The following is a 20,248-nucleotide window of genomic DNA, read 5'->3' as shown; positions in this document are numbered from 1 at the left end:
TTATTAAAGAAAGAAAAATTCCATGACTCGCTATAATTTTAAGGTAATTGAAGAAAAATGGCAATCAAAGTGGTCTCAGTGCCGATATTTTGAAGCCAACATTAATCTTTCTAAACCCAAGTTTTATATATTAGAAATGTTTCCATATCCATCAGGCAACATTCACATGGGTCATGTTCGCAATTATACGTTAGGGGATGTATTGGCGAGATATAAGATTGCACGCGGCTTCAATGTATTACATCCAATAGGCTGGGATGCTTTCGGTTTACCAGCTGAGAATGCTGCGATCGAGCGTGGCATTCATCCATATGATTGGACCAAAAATAATATCACCAATATGCGCAAAAGCCTTAAAAGCATGGGAATGAGTTATGACTGGAATCGTGAAATAGTTACCTGCGATTCTAGCTATTATCGCCACGAACAAAAAATTTTTCTGGATTTTGTCAAAGCTGGACTTGCGTACCACAAAGAAAGTTGGGTCAACTGGGATCCTGTAGAAAAAACAGTGCTAGCCAATGAGCAAGTAATTAACGGTGCTGGTTGGCGCTCTGGTGCCGTAGTTGAGAAACGTAAGCTAAAACAGTGGTTCTTGAAAATTACCGACTATGCAGAAGATTTGCTAGATACCCTAAAGAATATGGAAAATCTCTGGCCAGACAAAATTCGGCTTATGCAACAGAATTGGATAGGTCGTTCAGATGGGGTATTGATTAGTTTCCAGCTTACCGGAGAAGTCAGAGAAAAGCTAGATGTGTTTACTACTAGGCCAGATACGTTGTTTGGCGCCAGTTTCTGTGCCATCTCCGCTAATCATACGCTGGCTTATAAGTTGGCAGAAACCAATAAAACTCTGCAAACCTTCATCGCAAAATGTAATCGTACATGTACTAGTGAAGTAAATATCGATACCTCAGAAATAAACGGATATCGTACGGCAATTAAAGCCAAACATCCTTTTTTGCCTGACAAGAATTTACCAGTTTATATCAGTAATTTAGTACTAGCGGAGTATGGCACTGGTGCTATTTTTGGCTGCCCATCCAGCAATCAGCGTGATCTGGATTTTGCACGCAAGTACAATTTACCAGTAATTCCAGTTGTACTACCGCCGAAAGAAAATGAAGCTACCTTTTCAGTCGGGTGTAAGGCTTATACAGGGCCTGGTACAATGTACAATTCTGATTTCTTAAATGGTATGGATGTCCAAACCGCTAAATCAGCTATTATTGAGCGTCTTGAGAAATGTGGTATAGGAAAACGTAGTATCACATGGCGTTTACGAGACTGGGGAGTTTCTAGGCAACGTTATTGGGGATGTCCCATACCAATGATCCATTGCAAAAGCTGTGGAGCTGTAGCCGTGCCAGAAGATCAGCTACCAATTAAACTGCCTATGGATATCGACTTTAGCAGCCCAGGCAATCCTCTCGATCGTCATCCAACCTGGAAATATACGATTTGCTCATTATGTGGCAACAACGCAATCCGTGAAACTGATACGCTTGATACTTTTTTTGAATCTTCTTGGTATTTTGCGCGTTTAACTGATGTAAACTCAGACATTCCTTTTGAGCACAAATCCGCTAACTATTGGTTGCCTGTCGACCAGTATATTGGAGGTGTAGAGCACGCGATACTGCATTTGCTATATGCTCGTTTTTTTACTAGAGCTTTGCGCGATTGTGGATATCTCTCTATAAAAGAACCATTTTCTCAACTTATTACTCAAGGTATGGTCTGCCATAAAACTTATTGGGGGGGGAATCGTTGGCTTTATCCCGAAGAAATTACCACAAATGCTAGCAACCGCTTGATTACGATCGAAGGTAATGAACCAGTAATAGCTGGTCGAATAGAAAAAATGTCAAAATCCAAACGGAATACAGTAGTGCCAGAGACTATAATTAGCCAATATGGCGCTGATACAGTTCGGCTGTTCATCTTGTCTGACAACCCACCAGAACGAGACTTAGAATGGAATGAAAAAGGTATCGACAGCGCCTGGCGTTATATTAATCGCTTATGGCGAGAAATCACAGAATACAAAATTAACTTAATATCGATTAAAACGATAAAGCCAAGTGTATTATCATCAGAAGCTAAATCTATCTATAGAGAGTGCCATAGGACCATCGTTTCCGTGACCGATAACATTGAAAAATACCGTTTCAACAGTGCAATAGCACAAATTCGCGAATTGTCTAACCGAATATTTACATTATCTGGTAAAGGCGAAGGTGAAGCATGGACATTACGTTTTGGCTTCGAAACACTAATCAAAATGATGGCGCCCATAATCCCACATATTTGCGAAGAATTATGGTTGAAACTGGGTTATAGAGACATGCTTGCTAATGTGCCTTGGCCAGAAGCGGATGTTAGTTTGATAGAGAGCAAAACAGTAACTATTGTTATCCAAATTAATGGTAAGCTGCGCGGGAGAATTGAAACGGAGAAAAACACCTTGGAGGAGGAAATTATCGCACAGACTAGCAAACATCCTAGTATGCTGAAACTGCTTGAGGGCAAAACTATTCGTAAAATTATTGTAGTACCTAACAAAGTAGTCAACTTTGTTATTTGAGCTTGGGGTGCGATCGATAGAACAGTCTAAATCATTCGCTACTATTATTTTATTTTTGTACGGAAGTACTTTTTTAGCCTGTGATTTTCGACCACTATACTCGACAAAAATAATAGGTTATAACCTGTATAATCAAATATTTACTCAAATTGATATCAAAACAACTGACAATCGTCTCAGTCAAATACTTCGCAACGCGATATTTGACCGAATCAATCCAAGTGGTATCGTTAGCAAACCTAAATATCGCCTAGACGTTACAATCAAAGAAGATAAAGCTGAGATAATGCTATTACGAGAATCAACCTTAACTTTGGCTCAATATATTGTTGAGGTAAAATGGGAGTTAATAGAAATTATCACTAATAAAGCTCTCGTTAATGGACAAAACGAGCGCACATCAAACTTCTTCATTAATTCATCTGAATATGCTAACTTACGTGCGGAAAGGGCTGCAAGCTTCCGTGCAATAACGGAACTAGCAGATGATATTCGGTTGCACATAGCATTATATTTTGATAGGACAGGCGGGGAGCGATTGGATAATCAATGAAATTAGTAGACTATGAGGTGGAAGAGTTTATTAATGCTCCACCGTATTGTACTAAAGCAGTTCTTGTATACGGAAAAGAATTGCCTAGAGTCTTGGAATTTGCCAAACGTATTGCTAAAAATGTAGTAAAAACATTAAATGATCCATTCAATCTCAGTGAAATGGATGCCAGCGAAATTGCCAATGATCCAGCAAGACTATCGGATGAAATGCATGCGCTCTCCATGACAGGAGAGCGTCGCCTAGTCTGGGTCCACAATGCAACCGATAAAATTGGTGAAGTTGTTATCAATGCACTTCAGGGCGATACCGGTGATACATTACTCGTTATTGAATCTAATGATCTAAAAGCATCAAGTAAATTGCGAAGACTTTTTTCAAATAAAAGAAAAGATATGATTGCTCTTGCCTGCTACGCAGATACTACCAGTGAGCGAGCGAGTACAATACAAAAATTACTTGCGTCAAAATCTGTTAAAATCGATCCAGACGCTGAAAGATTTCTCATCGCTCCACACCAGGGAAGTGATACCATAGTGAGTAAAATAGAGATTGAAAAGTTTATGCTTTTATTAAAAGAGGGGGAAAATGTTGATCTTGATTTAGTTATTTCAGCTATAGGAAATAGCGCAGAATTTGATACTAATCAGTTTATGTCTGCTGTGGCAGATGGTAGATTGGATTTAGTTGTAACTCTGATCGATCGAGCATTTCAGCAAGGTATCACATCAGTACAGATATTGCGCATGGGAATAATTTACTTCCAACAGCTTCATTTAGCGCGTACTCGAATGAACAACCATGTTACTCCATCCCAAGCAATTAAGTCATTGCGCTCTAGTATATTCTTCCTTATTGCCGATACCGCGACCCAACAATTAAAGCGTTGGAACATTTATAGTCTTATCTTAGCCTTAAAGAGATTAAGCGTAGCAGAAATTCTCTGCAAAACAACCAAATATCCAGATAAAGTAGAATGCCGCCAGGCCATGATTGATATCACAAGATTAGCTACCATGTTAGCTAGCGATTGTAAAAATTTGGCAGCTAAAATATAAGTCTGATGTCATGCGTAATTATGGTTATAGCAAATCTTATTTATTAGTTTCAAATACTTTAGTCAAACAAAATCTAAGTTAACTTATTATACTATTTACTAAACTTATATAAATCAAATCTCCTAATATAAAAACAGCTAAACACAGTCTCTATACCAAAAGGGGTATTAGCATGTTAGTATTTTTTTCCAATTAACAATTAGAAATGAACTTGCAGTTAGATTTTGATAATTTAACTTACGAAAAAAATATTTTCGTTTAAAACTAATAATGATAAAACGTTTGCTTGTCATACTAGTAAATAATTTACTATAGGCTCACGTTTAACCTACAATCGGAAGTTACTTAAGTTATAACATCAAGCAAAAACTTACCAAAAAAGGTAGTTCGGCGGAATTGTCGTTTTGGTATTGAATCATAATACATTTACATAATTTTTGTTCATGGCCTTGGTAACTTTTGATTATAAACAAAAAAACAGTACTTTATTTACTTAAAGTCAATAATTGAGTTATTAATATCATATGTTTTTTTAAATAATTTATTCTACATTTAGATATCTTTAACTGATTATCGCACTACAACCACAGCGTACTAGCACATATAACAATGTTTGTTTTCCATAAACAATACCAAAATAAAACACTTTAAACTGTTATTTTTTTTATGTTTAATTCACAAAACCAAAAGAATAAAATGGTAACTATTTTATGTAGGATTTTTAAATTGTATTTTTACAATTATTTTTTATTTTTATACACCGTAATTTCCATTGTCTGAATTAATCAATTGACAAACCGTTTGTGTTTTAAAAATATTAAAGCGATTAATTACGCTCTGTCGTTAATTTAAATTAATACTTTGGTTAAAATACATTCTTTGCCTTTATAATGGATCTTCCTTTCGGCCATCTTGATTAATAACTCATTTATTTATCTATAAAAATTATCAAACATAACAGAATTTTTAGCTTTAGTGAAGACAATATAAGTAATAATTATCAAATATCCCATAAATTAATCCTTGCCATAATCAATTGACTATCGGCAAATACGACTGATTGAGACTCTTTACAGTATCCTTAACTCTAAGCCTAAACCTCTAAGAGATACAAGCAGAGTACATTCCGTCTATACTCTTCTAATAGATATTAAAACTCTTCTAATAGATATTAAAACTCTTCTAATAGATATTAAAAAACTGATAAAGTTAATAGCATCTACATATAGAAAGCTTATGATATTTTATCGCTGTTGTTCTGGCACAGAATTGGCATAAATGAAGTTGTAAGTATGTTAGTTAATTGTTTGGTAATGCAAAAGTTTATTAATAAATTTATTATAATTGTATAACTTAAGTTATTTTAAAGCTAAGATAAATCTAGGCTACTCGGTTTAAATTCCTTTTTTTTTAAAAAAAGATACTCACTATTTAAAAATAACATGATAATTTATGAATATAAGGTTTTTTTATTTCGCCTATCACGAACAGCCGAATGATTTATGTTGCAGATGTTTTAAACTGTTTTCGCGACGAACCTTAGCTACAAGTTGAATAAGCTTTTTCTTGGAAATGAGACCATGAATCAAATAATTCCCTATTACCAAGGCTGGAGTACCTCGAATTGATAAGATCCTAGCTAGTTCAAATGATTTACGGATTTGATTGAGTGTTATAGTATTTCCCATATCAACCTTTAGCCTATCAATATCAAGACCTATTTCTTGAGCCACCTGGAAAATTATCTTTTGAGTAATTTGACCAGGCGTATCAAATAATTTAGTTTGAAATTTCATATACTTATTTTGATAATGAGAAGCAAGCGAAGCTAAGGCAGCAGTTTCAGATGTTGTGCTCAAAATCGGTAATTCCTTAAAGACAATTCTTATGTTGCTATCTTTCTCGATTAGTTCTTTCAAAAGCAAAGTCATTAATTTGCAATAGCTGCATTGGTAGTCAAAAAATTCTACTACGGTAACGTCTCCAGTTAAATTACCTAATACTGGATCTACTGGATCACACTCTAGGGCATATTGATTATTTCTCAAAATCTGTTTAATATCGTATGTATCAGTTTCTTCAACTCTTTGCATAACAAAATAATTTTTTATTACATCATTCTCTTGCTGTACAATCCCATTGTCTTGCATATAATTGTGAATTAGCACTTTAATATTGGATTTACTTTCCAAAGAAAGTGGAAGATCTGTAGCGGTTACCAATCTACAACAAAAAATTAATGAAAATAACACAAAGGAGAAGAAGTACCAAATCATCTAGATCCCCAACAAATAATTGGCAATTGATTATATTTATCCATAAAGTAACGACTACAGCTACTCTAGGCTAGAGACGTAGGAGTGGTTTCTTCTTTTTGTAAAAGCCTTGCTTTTCGCAAGCAGTTCAATATCAATCGCTCTCAACATCATAGGTGTTGCGGGCTTTAATGTTTTTTGTGCACGCTTTGATTGATTAGCTGCCATCTCCCAATTACCTTCGCACACGGATTCCTCTGCGAGAGCAAGTACAGCTTCACCGATATTGCCAAGCCTTCCTTCAGCAATCGCTAAATAATGCCAAAAAAAAGGAGAATCACCTTCAGAAGGTTTGGCGTTTTGCAAATGAAGCATGGCTTGCTTATTAGAATTATAATCGTTTATTGACAAAAAGATTTGCGATAAGAAAACTTCAATCAAACTGATGTTAGGAGCTAGTTTATGAGCCTTAAGCATAGAAGCAAGCGCAGCTTTGGTATTTCCTGATTCAAAAAAAACCTTACCCTCTAGTTCATATAGATAAGGATCTTCAGGATATTCTTTAATTAGCTCCATTGTTAGCTCAAGAGAACGCTTATAATCTAGCTTATTACGATAAGCAATTGCACGAGCTAACTTCGCAGGCAAACTACTATCAGTTTCCGGATATTTACAAAAAGTTTGAGAAGGTAAGCTAATAAATGCATGAAGCTTCGCCAATAATCGGTTAAAATTGATAATTTGCTTTGGTGTTGCCTGGACATTCGAATATGACGATATACTAACATGTGCCTTGATTGAGTTTAGCCGATCCCTTGTAAATGGATGTGTAGATAAATAAGATGATTGTCGAGTTAGATTAGGCATTTCTTGAGATATCATGTGTTCAAAGAAAGATTGCAATCCCTTAACAGATTGTTTACTAGCATCAAGAAAACGCATGCCTGCTTGATCAGCTATTGATTCCTGTTCTTGGCTATATTGCATAAAGCTTCTAATAACAGCTGACTGTCCTCCCATAGCAATTGCTGCACCTGTATCAGTCCGACCACTCAAAAATCCTACAGTAATTCCAGCAATCGCTGAGAGCATAGAGGCTTTAGCAAAAGAATCGATGGTATTTGATGTTTGAGCTAAATGACCACTAGCAATGTGCCCAATTTCATGAGCAATAACTCCAATTAGCTGCAATGGCGATTGCATAGCCATTATAAGGCCACTATTTAAGAATAATTTATTGCCGTCTGTAACAAAAGCGTTTATTCCTCCCTCATTTATAATATAAACCGATATGCTATTACGGTTGATTTTAGCTGCATCTAGCAGTGGATTAACAAAATCTCGAATAATAGTTTCTATTTCTGCATCTCGTATGAATTGGCTATTTTGTGCATAAGCAACGGATATCTGAAAAAGTACTATTAATACTACATTTACTCTTATAAAAAGTCGCCAAAGTATTCTGACTATTAGTTGTTTCACGAGAACGCCTAATCGGAACAAACAACAAAAACATATTGATTTCGTTAACAGATCTTAGAGAAGCACAAGTCAATATTAAGGCTAAGCAATGAGCTATTATTGGAGGCACTTTATATAATATACTACAAGTTATTACTTAGTAGCTATGACTTAAAAAATAAGTATACATTAAACACTAATATATAGCGATGTCTCAGAAACTTAAATATTGTACAAATCAGCTTGCAAGTTAGTCAAATAACACAAAATTGATACACTAGCAATGTTCAGCTTAGCTGAGAATGCAGCAGATAACATTGTTATTAATACTCAACGTGTATCAAATACACTGTTTGTAATGAAGAGCAAATTATTTTATTACGCACCTTATTGTAGAATAATCATTAGGCTAGTAAAATTTTTGTATACCATAAGATAAAACCATGTGTATATCAGTATATATGAGATACAATATCGCTAAGATTTACTTACAGATTCTATATAAGATAGGCTATCCTTAAAAATTAATTATCTTAATAAATAAGGTATTGCTTTGTGCTACTAATGACTGTCTTATTACTTAAGTAATAATATAAAAAATAATCAAGAAAATAAAATTACATCGCCTGATATATATATAAAAGAAAATAATATATTTTAAAAATTGTAGCTTAAAATATAGAATTCTATTTTTTATCATACCTATCTTTACTTATGAGTATGCTTTATAATCTCCTATGATTTAAGATGAACGAGGAATACACTTTATTTTTATAGAATTATAAATTCGATAATATTATTTTATAATCATAAATTTAATTTAGACAAACAACTATTTTGCATTAATCACTTACTTTATAGTAAAATATGCTTAACTTGACTAATTGTCTGTACACGATTTTTTCATAATATTTTTAATTTGAAAGTTAGTTTATGTTTAATCCAGCCAGTCGTGCAGAAATCGATCCATTCATTGTTATGCAAATGATGTCAGATGCAACAAAACGCGAAGCGGCTGGTGACAATGTGCTTCACCTAGAAATCGGACAGCCATCTACTCCAGCGCCTAAAGGCGTACTGAAAGCAGCACGTGTCGCTCTATGTAACGATAAGATTGGCTACACTGTACCACTTGGTATGACAAAAATGCGTGAAAAAATTTCTAAACATTACCGCAAATGGTACGGCATTGAGGTATCTATCGAACGCATTGCAGTAACCACCGGATCGTCTGGTGGATTTAGCATTGCTGTTTTGTCAGCTTTAGAACATGGATCTCGAGTAGCCATTGCCTCGCCAGGCTATCCAGCTTATCGCAACATATTAAAATCATTGGGAACAGAAGTCGTATGCTTACCTGCTGATGCAAAAGATCGATTTCAACCTACAGTAGCAAAGCTAGAAAAAGCTGGAAAGCTAGATGGCTTGATTATAGCCAGTCCATCAAATCCGACTGGTACTATGCTTAACGAGAAGGCTATGAAAAAAATAACTCATTGGTGTCAAACAAATGGAGTCCGACTAATCTCCGATGAGGTTTATCACGGAATTAATTTTAGACATCGTCCTATTTCTGCTCTGGAAAGCAATCCAGATGCCATAGTAATCAATAGCTTTTCAAAATACTTTTCAATGACCGGTTGGCGTATTGGTTGGATGGTAATACCACCAGAACTTCTGACTTCAGTAGAAAGACTCATTGCTAGCTTCTTCATCTCAGCTCCTACAATATCACAATTTGGAGCAATCGCTGCCTTTGATTGCATCGAAGAAGCACAGAAAAATCTGAACCGCTACACTCTCAATCGAGATATTTTGCTAAATCAGTTACCATCAGCTTGGTTAGATAATCTAGCACCGGCTGATGGAGCATTCTATATTTATGCCAATGTCGCTAAACATACTAACGACAGCAGAAAATTCTGCAAGCGACTTTTAACTGAAATTGGAATAGCCTGTACGCCTGGAATAGATTTCGATCCTTCTCGTGGTCATGCAACGATACGTCTGTCTTTCGCTGGCTCCAGCAAAGATATGATGGAGGCATGTAAGAGACTAAAGGCCTGGTTGTAGAGATATAATTATCGTTTATACAATCAAAGTTACCCCTTATGTACAAAAAACTATTCAGTTTAAACTCAGATTTTAGTGCGTAATAGCATAATTATTGGTCTCTTTACACACTAATCATTGATCTAATCCGTACAATAAATGATCCAAAATAATCTATTTATCGATAGCAAGCAATAAAATATCTAGTTTTTTGCTCTACGAAGCATCCAAAAAATTACTTTAATCGATAGATCATTTATCTTTATCGACGCCACCATCCTTTACGAGGATTTTCAACTGCACTATTCAAATTTTTAATCTGAATGATTCCTGTTGAATTGAGTTCCTGTGATACCATTTTATTCTCCTTACCAGAGTTTATTATGTTGGTTGTTTTGTCACCCAATTCTTTACAAGAATGACTAGCAATTGTTTTTGACTTTTCCTCAAACTTATGATTTTCAAACGCTAGGATCTCTTCACGACTCCTGCGTCGACGGCGACGTGGACGCTTAGGATTAAGATTATTCAATAGCTTGTTTTCTTTACTATTTTCTTTAAAAACTAATGCATGGTCAATCATCCCTTTGCTGCCCAACTGCTCCCCCTCCAAGTCAGTATTGTTCATGGTATGCTCGTCGTTTATTACTTCATCAGACATCGTTTTATAAACATAATTAGTTTTGGTAGCTTTGGTTGAGACCATAAGAACTTGCTTTCCCTCTTTATCAGAGATTTTTGTATTAAAAAAAGAAACATCGCAGGTCTTTGTTTTTTCATTTTTCAAGATTGCTTCAGAACCAGTATCACGACGTTTTCGTGATCGACGACGACCGCTTCGCCCGCGAAAACGAGGCTTATTGTAGTCAGAATCATTCTCATAATCTACTTCAGTGTATCCCTCCGCACTAGTTTCATTTTTAAGAAGATTATCTTTCTTCTGTATGAAATTATTCATACTATCTCGAAATTCAGAAACATAGCCATCTCCTGAATCACAGCAAGATTGAGCAATGTTGTTAAGCTCATTACATTCATCGTTAAGATTAAAATCCTCAATTTCACTCTTATCCGGCAGAACGAAATAGTTATCCTTCTTATCGATTTCAGCGGAATTAGCAGAAATCGCGATCTGGAAAGCAGCCCTTTCCTCGGCAGTTTTAGACCGTAGACGTTCAAGTCGATAATCTGGTGGTACCAATGTGGCATCTTGTTCCAAAAACACGCGATTACCGTAACGTAATTCGATATCAGCAAGACGGTTACGCTTCTGATTAAGAATATATAATGCAACCTTTCCTGGGACATGTATAACAATCTCTGCAGCTCGATTACGTAGTCCTTCTTCTTCAATGACTCGCAAGATATGCAACGCAGTGCTATCAATAGAACGAATATATCCCAATCCCTTACAGTTCAGACAAATCTGAGTGCTGGCTTCTACTAAGGAAGGACGAAGGCGCTGACGAGAGAGCCCCATAAGGCCAAAATGACTTATCCGCCCAATTTGAATACGCGCACGATCAGCTTTAATAGCTTCCTTCATACGACGTTCAACTGCACGTTGATTACGAGATTCCTCAACATCTATGAAATCAATTACAACCAGTCCAGCAAGATCTCGCAAACGTAATTGGCGAGCTACTTCGTCTGCAGCTTCCAAATTCGTCTTAAGTGCCGTTTCTTCTATGCTGCGTTCCGAGGTAGAGCGACCAGAATTTACATCAATAGCGACTAATGCCTCAGTCTGGTTCATTACAATATAACCACCTGACTTTAGATCCACTATCGGGTTATGAATCGCATCAAGCTGGCTTTCTAATTGGAAACGATGGAGCAGTGGTACATGAGGATCATTATAGCGTTTAACTCTCTTAGCATGACTGGGAATCATAGTTTTCATAAAATCCTTAGCAGTCTTATAGCCGTCATCACCATCAACTAACACCTCATCCAAATCGCGCGTGTATAGATCTCTGATTGAACGTTTAATGAGATTAGCTTCCTCATAGATAAGACACGGCGCTGTGCTATCTAACGTAGTCTTACGGATTTCATCCCACAAACGTAACAGGTACTCGTAATCACGTTTTATTTCAGCCTTGGTGCGCTGTGCACCTGCTGTGCGGACGATAACTGTCATGCCTTCCGGTACATTTAAGGCATCGACGATCTGCTTTAATCGTTTACGATCTGCTACATGAGTAATTTTTCGGCTGACACCTCCACCACGATCTGTATTTGGCATCAGCACGCAATATCGACCTGCTAAAGATAAATATGTAGTGAGAGCCGCTCCCTTATTACCACGCGACTCTTTTATAACTTGTACTAGCATAATTTGACGCCTAGCAACTACTTCGTGAATCTTATATCGTCGACTAGGCAACTGACGCCTACTGCGCAAATTATCCATGGTATTATCACTGCTGACAATTTCACTATGAACATTCAAATCAGAAATATTAGCAGTTACTTCTTTATTTTCCTCAGCATTATTTGAACAATTGGAAGCAAAACCAGCAGCGTCCTCATCAACCATATTTTCATGCTTTTCTTTTATCGTATTGTCGGTTTGCTCTTCAGAAATTAATACCTCACGATCGTCGATCGGAATTCTATAATAATCTGGATGAACTTCCGTAAAGGCCATAAATCCGTGGCGATTACCACCATATTCTACAAATGCCGCTTGTAACGATGGCTCTACTCTTGTTATTCGTGCAAGGTAAATGTTTCCTTTAAGATGCTTTTTGGAAGCTGTTTCAAGGTCAAAATCATCGATCTTATTTCCGTCGACTAGCACAACCCGGGTTTCTTCCGGATGAGCAGCATCGATTAGCATACGCTTGGTCATACGTTGGTAACTCCGTATCGCGTCGCAATAACTGCAAAAATGATTATAGATCCGAGCTGTCGATTACGTAATAAAATTTCAGCTCGAGCGTAAAAAAAACAGCGTAGTATAGCACGCCTTCATCATATCCACGATATACTGTATAAAATCACTAAAATAAATGCACGTCATAGTCCGGCAGAATATATGCTGTCTGTATTATCCAAAAAATTAATCTGATTTAGATGAAGGATTTAGAGATCATCATCAACGAAATTTTCCCAGTTTAGAAATCTAACCTTGATTAACCATAACTATCAAAACATTAGAATCACTTACTGATAAAAATCAACAAAAGTACCACTAATATTCCTAATCATGTATGCAATACTCACCCTTTCTTGCTTACAACTAAAGTTTAATTTATTAACAACTCAACATAATTATTCTATGTACCTATCAACAATATAAAAATAAGCTCAATTTCGTAAAACATCTCAAAACAAATACCTACTTATTTGTTTTATAAAATACCTTATGCATAAGCTAATATTATTAATTGTACTTAACTTATTTTCACCCCTAAGTTATAATAGACAATTACCATAATAAATTGCTGGATTTTAAATGATGCAACGCGCTGGTTTTTATTTAATGGCGCTATGCTATGAATTCATTATAGTTTCATGGAAGACAATAGTATTATATCTATATTTACTGCTAATTACTTTTTTTACTTTTATCTTATCTATCGCTCACAACACCCCTATTACTAACAACTGGTATGTAGATACCCACACAGATAAGATTTTTATCTGCATAACTCCCAACCAAAAAATAAATTACGAGATAGCATTGACATGGAAGTCATATCAAATAGTTTTGAGTATCCCAAAAAAATTTTTTTTATTGTATGCAATTAAAGAACAAAAGATATCTTTCTTACTTTGTACCCAATTCCTTTCCAGGAAAGCGCACAATATTACTAGTCTTCTAGTAAAATTAAAAACCATTTTTATCCGGTATTTATTTAAAAAATTGCAATATATTTTATATCTTAATTTAATCCGGATTACAAAAAATACTATTCTCAAAAAATCAAACCTAAAGCCATCTACTCTTAGTATTTCACCAGACTATAAATTAACCAAGGATCTTTCATACAGACCTAAATCAAAAAACCAACTAAAAATAATAATACTAGATCCTGGTCATGGCGGACGTGATCCTGGTGCTATCGGATACAAAGGCATATATGAAAAAGACATCTTGCTCAATACAGCGAAAGAGCTAAAAAAGCTGCTAGAAAAAACTGGCAATTATAAAGCTGTACTGACTCGCAACAAAGATTATTTTATAGCTTTAGGTAAGCGTATAGCAATTAGCCAGCAAGAAAACGCTGACCTTTTTATTTCGCTGCACGCGAATTCTGTCAATAATCAATCCTTACGAGGTCTTTCAGTTTATACTTTGTCAGATATAAAATCGAGTAACAATTTTAAAAAAACAACAATCAAGCCGAATAAAATTTATGCTACCTTGCAGAATGGTGGGTGCAAAAATAAACTAAAAGTTAGCTATATTTTATTAAACTTGAAATATGATCGAGTAATAAACTGCTCTGCACGACTAGCTGGATATATAATTAAGGAAATGAAAAGAAAAACTAAATTGTTAACTCGACCACATCGTTTTGCTAATTTTACGGTATTAAAAGTGCTTAATATACCTTCTGTATTAATAGAATTAGGCTTTTTATCAAACCAAGAAGATAATCAATTACTCAGCAACCCGGCATATCTTCACAAAATTGCTGCTGCTCTTGCGCTTGCCATCGATAATTACCTATCAGCCTAGAATCAACATTCCGGTAATTAGAAAATGATACAATAATTTTTTACTTAACTTCTCGTTTTAAGAATCATTAACCTTTCATAAAGATCCATAACAAATAATACACGTTAAGCTCATTTGCTAATATTTAATCTTCTTCAAAAAGACTTATAGATCCTTTACTTTAAGTCTTTTTGAAACATCTTCAATTAGAAAACATAAACTATAACGCAATGAAAAGTAATTTTCTGAGAAAAGTTTTTAGTTAAGATAATAAAACGGTACGAGTTTTCCAAAAAAAAGGAAATCGTATTTTCGGGCATAATAGTAAAAATTATTAAATTATTTAATGATTAAATCCTAGATAATGGGATGATTTTCGATCTTAATTACCAGATTAATTAAAAAAAACAAACTGATTGCAATATCAATTTACAAAGTAAATTATAACATCAAAAATTAATAGCTTAATCCTTGTGCGAATATCTTACTTAAATATATGAAAGATAATATCGACAACTACCAATCTATAAACATCTAAATGAAAATAAATAATTACAAATTAAAGTAACAATATCATCTAAAATAAGGTAATTAAAATAGTATTACTCAAATTTCATTTTAAAAATAAAAATTTTTATATCTGCTGATTAATATATCGAATGCAAAATCAGTAAAATACTCTTAACTGACAATCTTGTACGAGCACTTTCTATATGTTTGAAAGAAAACTGATAAGTTTTTTTCAAGAATAAAAAATGTAAAACATTTTAAGAAAAATAAAAAAACATACTATACGCATGTTTTAAATATAGAAAACTCTTTAAACTATAAATCCAAACAATACTAAAATCTTACAAATCTAAATTTGACAAATTTACCGTTGATTATGCCTGTTGTTGTTTAAATATCCTTAAGGTATTATCTGTTATATTTATGATTGTCCAGATACCCCCTAAGAGAAAATCTATCTCAAATATCTCTTCCTTCCTAATTACTAACTTGATAAATTTTACTCTGAAATACCCATCAAAGAATTTGCGAATAATCGGGCATCAAATGAGCGTAAATCATCTTCTCCTTCGCCAACACCGACTGCGTGCATGGGTAAACCAATACTTTGTGCTAACGATACAACCACGCCACCGCGTGAAGAACCATCAAGTTTTGTAATTATAAGACCCGTTACATTGACCATTTCTCTAAATGCCTTTACTTGAGCATGAGCGTTTTGACCAACTGTTCCGTCCAATACTAGTACTGTTGCATGTGGAGCAGTATCGTCTTGTTTTTTAATCACTCTAATTAATTTAGCCAATTCTTCCATAAGTTGGTTTTTATTTTGTAATCTACCAGCGGTATCAATCATAAGCACATCACTAGCAGCAGCTTTAGCTTTTGCCAAAGCATCAAATGCTAAAGCTGCTGCATCAGAGCCGTACGGCTTGGCGAGCACAGGTACTTGAGCACGCTCACCCCAAATCTTAAGCTGATCGACAGCAGCAGCGCGAAAAGTATCACATGCTGCCAACATTACCGACATGCCTTCACTAGTCCATTGACATGCTAATTTACCAAGGGTAGTAGTTTTTCCTGAACCATTTACTCCAACCGCTAAAATAACAAATGGCTTATGCCCAAATGGTCTTAGAGGCTGAGCAACTGGATCTAGGATCTCAACAATATCGTCAGCGAAAGCGATACGAATCTCTGCGCTAGTTACATCATTTTTAAATTTCTTACAAGCTAAACTGGCAGTGAGCTTTACAGCTGTCTCAACCCCAAGATCAGCTGTTATTAACAGCTCCTCAAGCTCTTTTAGACTAGCCTCGTCAAGCTTACGCTTAGTAAACAGCTCACCAATACCATCTATAAGAAGCTTAGAAGATTTAGATAATCCAGTGCGCAACCGAGTAAACCAGCCTTTAGAAGATGAATTGGAACTTTTGTATTGGATCATAAAGAAGTCTCACTAATTTTAGCTTTTATAGTTAAGTTTTATTTATCGGTTTCGATAGTTCTCTCTCCTATTAGGGTAGTAACATCGCGACCAGTAACTATGATCTTAACAATTTCACCTGCAACTGCTCCACCAGCTACTCTAATTTTCGCAAAACTTTCGCCATGACCCACACTGTCACGCTCAACCAGTACCCGATCAATGCTCCCTACACGAGTATCAAGCCAACGTACCAGATTATCAGCACCGATAATTCTAAGTTCTGCAGCACGCGACTTGCGGGTATCATCATGAATCTTTGGCATGTAAGTGGCTGGTGTGCCAGGCCGAGGGGAGTATGGAAATATATGAACATATTGCAGCCCAAGATCCAGTAACATGTTAACCGTATTCGTGTGCATTTGTTCCGTCTCTGTTGGGAATCCCGCAATTATATCAGCGCCAAAAGCTATCTCGGGACGTAAAGCACGAGCATAATTAACCAGACGAATTACGTCTTCACTTAAGTGACGACGTTTCATTCGTTTAAGCATCATATCGTCTCCAGATTGCAAGCTCAAATGTAAGTGAGGCATAAACCTTTGCTCATTTTCCAATAAGCGCCATATATCATCGTCTAGTTCGACAGGATCAACAGATGACAATCGCAAACGCGGGAGCTCTGGAACCATCGCAAGTAATCTTCGCACCATCCTTCCCAACGAAGGATTACCTGGCAAATCTCCTCCATAAGAGGTTATATCGATCCCACTTAACACAATCTCAAGATAACCAGCCGCTACTAAGGAGCGGACTTGTTTAACAACCACTTCCATTGGTACTGAACGGCTATTGCCACGACCAAATGGTATAACACAAAAAGTACAACGATGGTCACAGCCTTGCTGAACTTGAACAATAGCACGCTCGCGTCCTTGAGATGTAGTAACCAAGTGAGTAGCCGTATTACGCACCATCATGATATCATTAACTAATACCTTTGGCTTATCAATAATATCCTGAGCATTCCATGTTTCCGGCCGTAGCTTTTCCTCATTACCAACCACTCTAGTAACTCCGGGGATTGCAGCATAATTGTCTTGGTTGATCTGAGCAGCACAACCGGTAACAACTATATTAGTTCCAGGATTTTCCCGAACTATACGGCGAATTGCTTGGCGTGAACGCCGCTCAGCTTCCGCAGTTACTGCGCAAGTGTTAATTACAATAGTGTTACTAGCGCCAGATTCTTGTAAATGTTTTATGATTATTTCAGACTCATGAGCATTCAGACGACAACCAAAAGTCTTTACCTTGTAAGAAGAAGATTTATATGTACTAGATGAACAAATCATAAAAATATACACTTATTTTCATTTGATTAAACGCAATAACCAAATAACTTTAGGAAAATCTTTGGTTTTCTAAAAATAATGTGATTATTTACTATAATCACTACTACATTAAAATAGTAAAATAGAAGTTGCGACTATGTGCATAAATGCCTTAATTCGAAATAACATAAAGCAACAGCTATTTTTATAGCTATTGGTAGAATAAATAGTTCTACTTTAAACAAAGTAATAGGCTTTAATAAAAAATTTACATGTCTAAAAAATCTAAGCTGTTTTTTTAAGATTTAAACTGATATTAACGCATCTTTTTATTTTTATAGGACTAAAATCTATAAACGTAAAAGCTAATAAATTTACTGATTGTTCAACTTAGTTACGATCATAGAAACCTTAATTAGTACATACTATTAGTTTATTTTTGTTTTCTTTAAATATTACAATATTGTGCTATTTATTAGTATTAATGTTAGTTCGCTAAAACAGACTAACGGCATAAAAATACACAAATGCACGATAATATTTAAATAAACTCTTCTATGAGAATAAAAAATCGCTGACATGTCGATAATTGCTTTTAGCTACTGAGGGAAATTAAACTACTCCTCAGTAGCTATTTTACAATTTTTGTGCTGCATTGCCAAAGTCTCTGTATATTCCAAATATATACATTTTCTCCGTGGAAAAACATTTCAATAATTAAATAGCTCATTCCTAATACATTAAGATTAATAACAAGAATACTTTCGTCAAATTGATAGTTTTCACAGCAAGTAATATTTTGTAGAATATCCAATGTTTAATTAATAAGAAATTACGATTCTAGTAGAAGAATAGAAAAGTAAATTTTGAATTTACACTTGCATAGTCTTCAATAAAATAATAAAATACTTAGTCTGCTCATCTGTAAGTAAACCCCTTCTACCCAAAGAGGGGTTGTTCAAAGTAATTTTGGATAACAGTATTTTGGTAAAAAGAACAACGCTGAATAATATAAAAACATAACAATTAGCGTGAATAAAATTCAACTACTAAATTTGGCTCCATCTGAACTGGATATGGTACTTCCTCTAGTTTTGGGATGCTAATGAGAGTGCCGGTCATTTTACTATGATCAACATCTAAATATGCTGGTACATCTCGTTCGCTTGACTGTATACCATTTAAAATCACAAGTAGCTCACGAGAGCTTTTTTTTATCTCCACCTTGTCGCCTTCACGTACTAAGTAAGATGGAATATTTACACGTCTACCGTTAACATTGACATGCCCGTGATTGACTAGTTGGCGAGCAGCAAAAACAGTTGAAACAAATTTCATACGATAAATTACAGCATCCAAGCGGCTCTCTAAAATACCTATTAAGTTTTCATCAGTACCTCCTTTACGACGAACAGCTTCAGCATGATATCTACGAAACTGTTTCTCACCTATATTGCCATAATAGCCTTTAAGTTTCTGTTTAGCCATAAGCTGCACACCGTAATCAGTTGGCTTACGACGACCCTGACCATGCTGACCGGGTCCGTATCCACGATCGTTAAATGGAGACTTAGGCCTTCCCCAAAGATTTAAGCCTAATCGCCGATCAATTTTATGTTTTGTAGAAGCACGTTTGGCCATTGAATTCTCAATATTTAACTTAGAAGCTGTGAACAAAAATCTTTCAACTAAAACCACCGAAATCCACTTAAAAAGTATCTAGCAAAGGCAATAATTTAAATTTTTTGGTTATACCACTGCCAAGCGAGTATGCTAAATGATCTCATGCGTGTTTGCTTTTATGGTTTGATTGGGTACGTAATTATAGTGCACAAAACTAGTGAACCAAGTACGATAAAATGTAAAATACAAAGCTAGGTATGCTTAATCTTCCAATATAAACACCTATGCGTAGTCTATAATGATCTTATACCTAACCAGGGTTATTTAGTACTTTAGTAAGCATAAGACAATACTGAATATTTTTAGAAGAAATTTAAAAATTGGACTAGCAGTCTCTTAAAATTTGTGTTCTTTTCTATACAGTATAAACTTTATATTATAATATAATAATTCAGTCCTCTTAGGTAAAGTCAGAGATTTAATCATTTTTAATGAAGTTCGAATAATCAATCACACCAAGGTAGTAAATTACGGAGATGTTTCTCCTAGTATTAATTTGATCTAATAGTCAGTCTAAAATTACTTGTTCTTTTTTTTGATAGGTTACATCTGATCAATTTGTTATGCTTACAAGCTTATTTAGTAAAAATAATCTAGCTTTATATTTTAAGCAACGAATAAGCTTCCTTTGACTATCAAGCATAATTTTTTTTT

General features: G+C 35.1%; 11 protein-coding genes. 5 read left to right on the top strand and 6 right to left on the bottom strand.

Annotated features, from left to right (window positions below; all coding sequences use genetic code 11):
- Window positions 1-22 precede the first annotated feature (22 nt).
- Genes leuS through holA form a run of 3 tightly spaced genes read left to right on the top strand, consistent with a single transcriptional unit; the run spans window position 23 to window position 4,201 of the window.
- On the top strand, window positions 23-2,590 hold the full coding sequence (leuS, locus tag A1OE_RS01370) for a leucine--tRNA ligase (protein ID WP_015088168.1): 2,568 nt from the start codon (window positions 23-25) through the stop codon (window positions 2,588-2,590).
- The gene (locus tag A1OE_RS01365; protein ID WP_044283212.1) at window positions 2,580-3,143 is read left to right on the top strand and encodes a hypothetical protein; all 564 of its coding nucleotides are present in this window, start codon (window positions 2,580-2,582) and stop codon (window positions 3,141-3,143) included. Before leuS ends, A1OE_RS01365 begins: the two co-directional genes overlap by 11 nt.
- On the top strand, window positions 3,140-4,201 hold the full coding sequence (holA, locus tag A1OE_RS01360) for a DNA polymerase III subunit delta (protein ID WP_015088166.1): 1,062 nt from the start codon (window positions 3,140-3,142) through the stop codon (window positions 4,199-4,201). Before A1OE_RS01365 ends, holA begins: the two co-directional genes overlap by 4 nt.
- A 1,481-nt stretch (window positions 4,202-5,682) precedes the next feature.
- Here the strand turns inward: holA and A1OE_RS01355 are convergent.
- Together A1OE_RS01355 and A1OE_RS01350 are read right to left on the bottom strand one after the other, a co-directional pair.
- Window positions 5,683-6,477 (bottom strand): DsbA family protein, encoded by a 795-nt coding sequence (locus A1OE_RS01355; protein ID WP_015088162.1) that lies wholly within the window; start codon window positions 6,475-6,477, stop codon window positions 5,683-5,685.
- 60 nt (window positions 6,478-6,537) lie between these two features.
- Window positions 6,538-7,938 (bottom strand): M48 family metalloprotease, encoded by a 1,401-nt coding sequence (locus A1OE_RS01350; RefSeq protein WP_052312385.1) that lies wholly within the window; start codon window positions 7,936-7,938, stop codon window positions 6,538-6,540.
- 912 nt (window positions 7,939-8,850) lie between these two features.
- Here A1OE_RS01350 and A1OE_RS01345 point away from each other — a divergent pair.
- On the top strand, window positions 8,851-9,990 hold the full coding sequence (locus A1OE_RS01345) for a pyridoxal phosphate-dependent aminotransferase (protein ID WP_015088158.1): 1,140 nt from the start codon (window positions 8,851-8,853) through the stop codon (window positions 9,988-9,990).
- 241 nt (window positions 9,991-10,231) lie between these two features.
- On the opposite strand, the gene A1OE_RS01340 is transcribed toward A1OE_RS01345, so the two are convergent.
- The gene (locus A1OE_RS01340; protein WP_015088157.1) at window positions 10,232-12,826 is read right to left on the bottom strand and encodes an Rne/Rng family ribonuclease; all 2,595 of its coding nucleotides are present in this window, start codon (window positions 12,824-12,826) and stop codon (window positions 10,232-10,234) included.
- A 1,017-nt stretch (window positions 12,827-13,843) separates the two neighbouring features.
- Between A1OE_RS01340 and A1OE_RS04135 the strand changes: the two genes are divergently transcribed.
- Complete coding sequence (locus A1OE_RS04135) at window positions 13,844-14,662, top strand: N-acetylmuramoyl-L-alanine amidase family protein (protein ID WP_158512536.1); 819 nt, start codon at window positions 13,844-13,846, stop codon at window positions 14,660-14,662.
- A 988-nt stretch (window positions 14,663-15,650) separates the two neighbouring features.
- Here A1OE_RS04135 and ftsY read toward each other — a convergent pair.
- The 3 genes from ftsY to rpsD all read right to left on the bottom strand — a co-directional run bounded on the left by ftsY (window position 15,651) and on the right by rpsD (window position 19,552).
- A complete protein-coding gene (ftsY, locus tag A1OE_RS01330; protein ID WP_015088155.1) occupies window positions 15,651-16,598 on the bottom strand; it encodes a signal recognition particle-docking protein FtsY in 948 nt (315 codons plus the stop codon).
- 38 nt (window positions 16,599-16,636) lie between these two features.
- Window positions 16,637-17,932, bottom strand: a complete 1,296-nt coding sequence (gene mtaB, locus A1OE_RS01325; protein ID WP_015088154.1) for a tRNA (N(6)-L-threonylcarbamoyladenosine(37)-C(2))-methylthiotransferase MtaB — start codon at window positions 17,930-17,932, stop codon at window positions 16,637-16,639.
- 1,005 nt (window positions 17,933-18,937) lie between these two features.
- Window positions 18,938-19,552 (bottom strand): 30S ribosomal protein S4, encoded by a 615-nt coding sequence (gene rpsD, locus A1OE_RS01320; protein WP_015088150.1) that lies wholly within the window; start codon window positions 19,550-19,552, stop codon window positions 18,938-18,940.
- Window positions 19,553-20,248: the final 696 nt, after the last annotated feature.

The sequence above is a fragment of the Candidatus Endolissoclinum faulkneri L2 genome (genome assembly GCF_000319385.1).
Classification (GTDB): domain Bacteria; phylum Pseudomonadota; class Alphaproteobacteria; order Thalassobaculales; family Thalassobaculaceae; genus Thalassobaculum; species Thalassobaculum faulkneri.
This window is presented reverse-complemented; position numbering and strand designations above follow the sequence as displayed.

Excerpts from the sequence above, each read along its gene's own strand:
- rpsD (WP_015088150.1), bottom strand. The coding sequence starts at position 19,552 with ATGGCCAAACGTGCTTCTACAAAACATAAAATTGATCGGCGATTAGGC.
- holA (WP_015088166.1), top strand. The coding sequence starts at position 3,140 with ATGAAATTAGTAGACTATGAGGTGGAAGAGTTTATTAATGCTCCACCG.
- ftsY (WP_015088155.1), bottom strand. The coding sequence starts at position 16,598 with ATGATCCAATACAAAAGTTCCAATTCATCTTCTAAAGGCTGGTTTACT.
- A1OE_RS01340 (WP_015088157.1), bottom strand. The coding sequence starts at position 12,826 with ATGACCAAGCGTATGCTAATCGATGCTGCTCATCCGGAAGAAACCCGG.
- A1OE_RS01355 (WP_015088162.1), bottom strand. The coding sequence starts at position 6,477 with ATGATTTGGTACTTCTTCTCCTTTGTGTTATTTTCATTAATTTTTTGT.
- leuS (WP_015088168.1), top strand. The coding sequence starts at position 23 with ATGACTCGCTATAATTTTAAGGTAATTGAAGAAAAATGGCAATCAAAG.
- A1OE_RS01345 (WP_015088158.1), top strand. The coding sequence starts at position 8,851 with ATGTTTAATCCAGCCAGTCGTGCAGAAATCGATCCATTCATTGTTATG.
- mtaB (WP_015088154.1), bottom strand. The coding sequence starts at position 17,932 with ATGATTTGTTCATCTAGTACATATAAATCTTCTTCTTACAAGGTAAAG.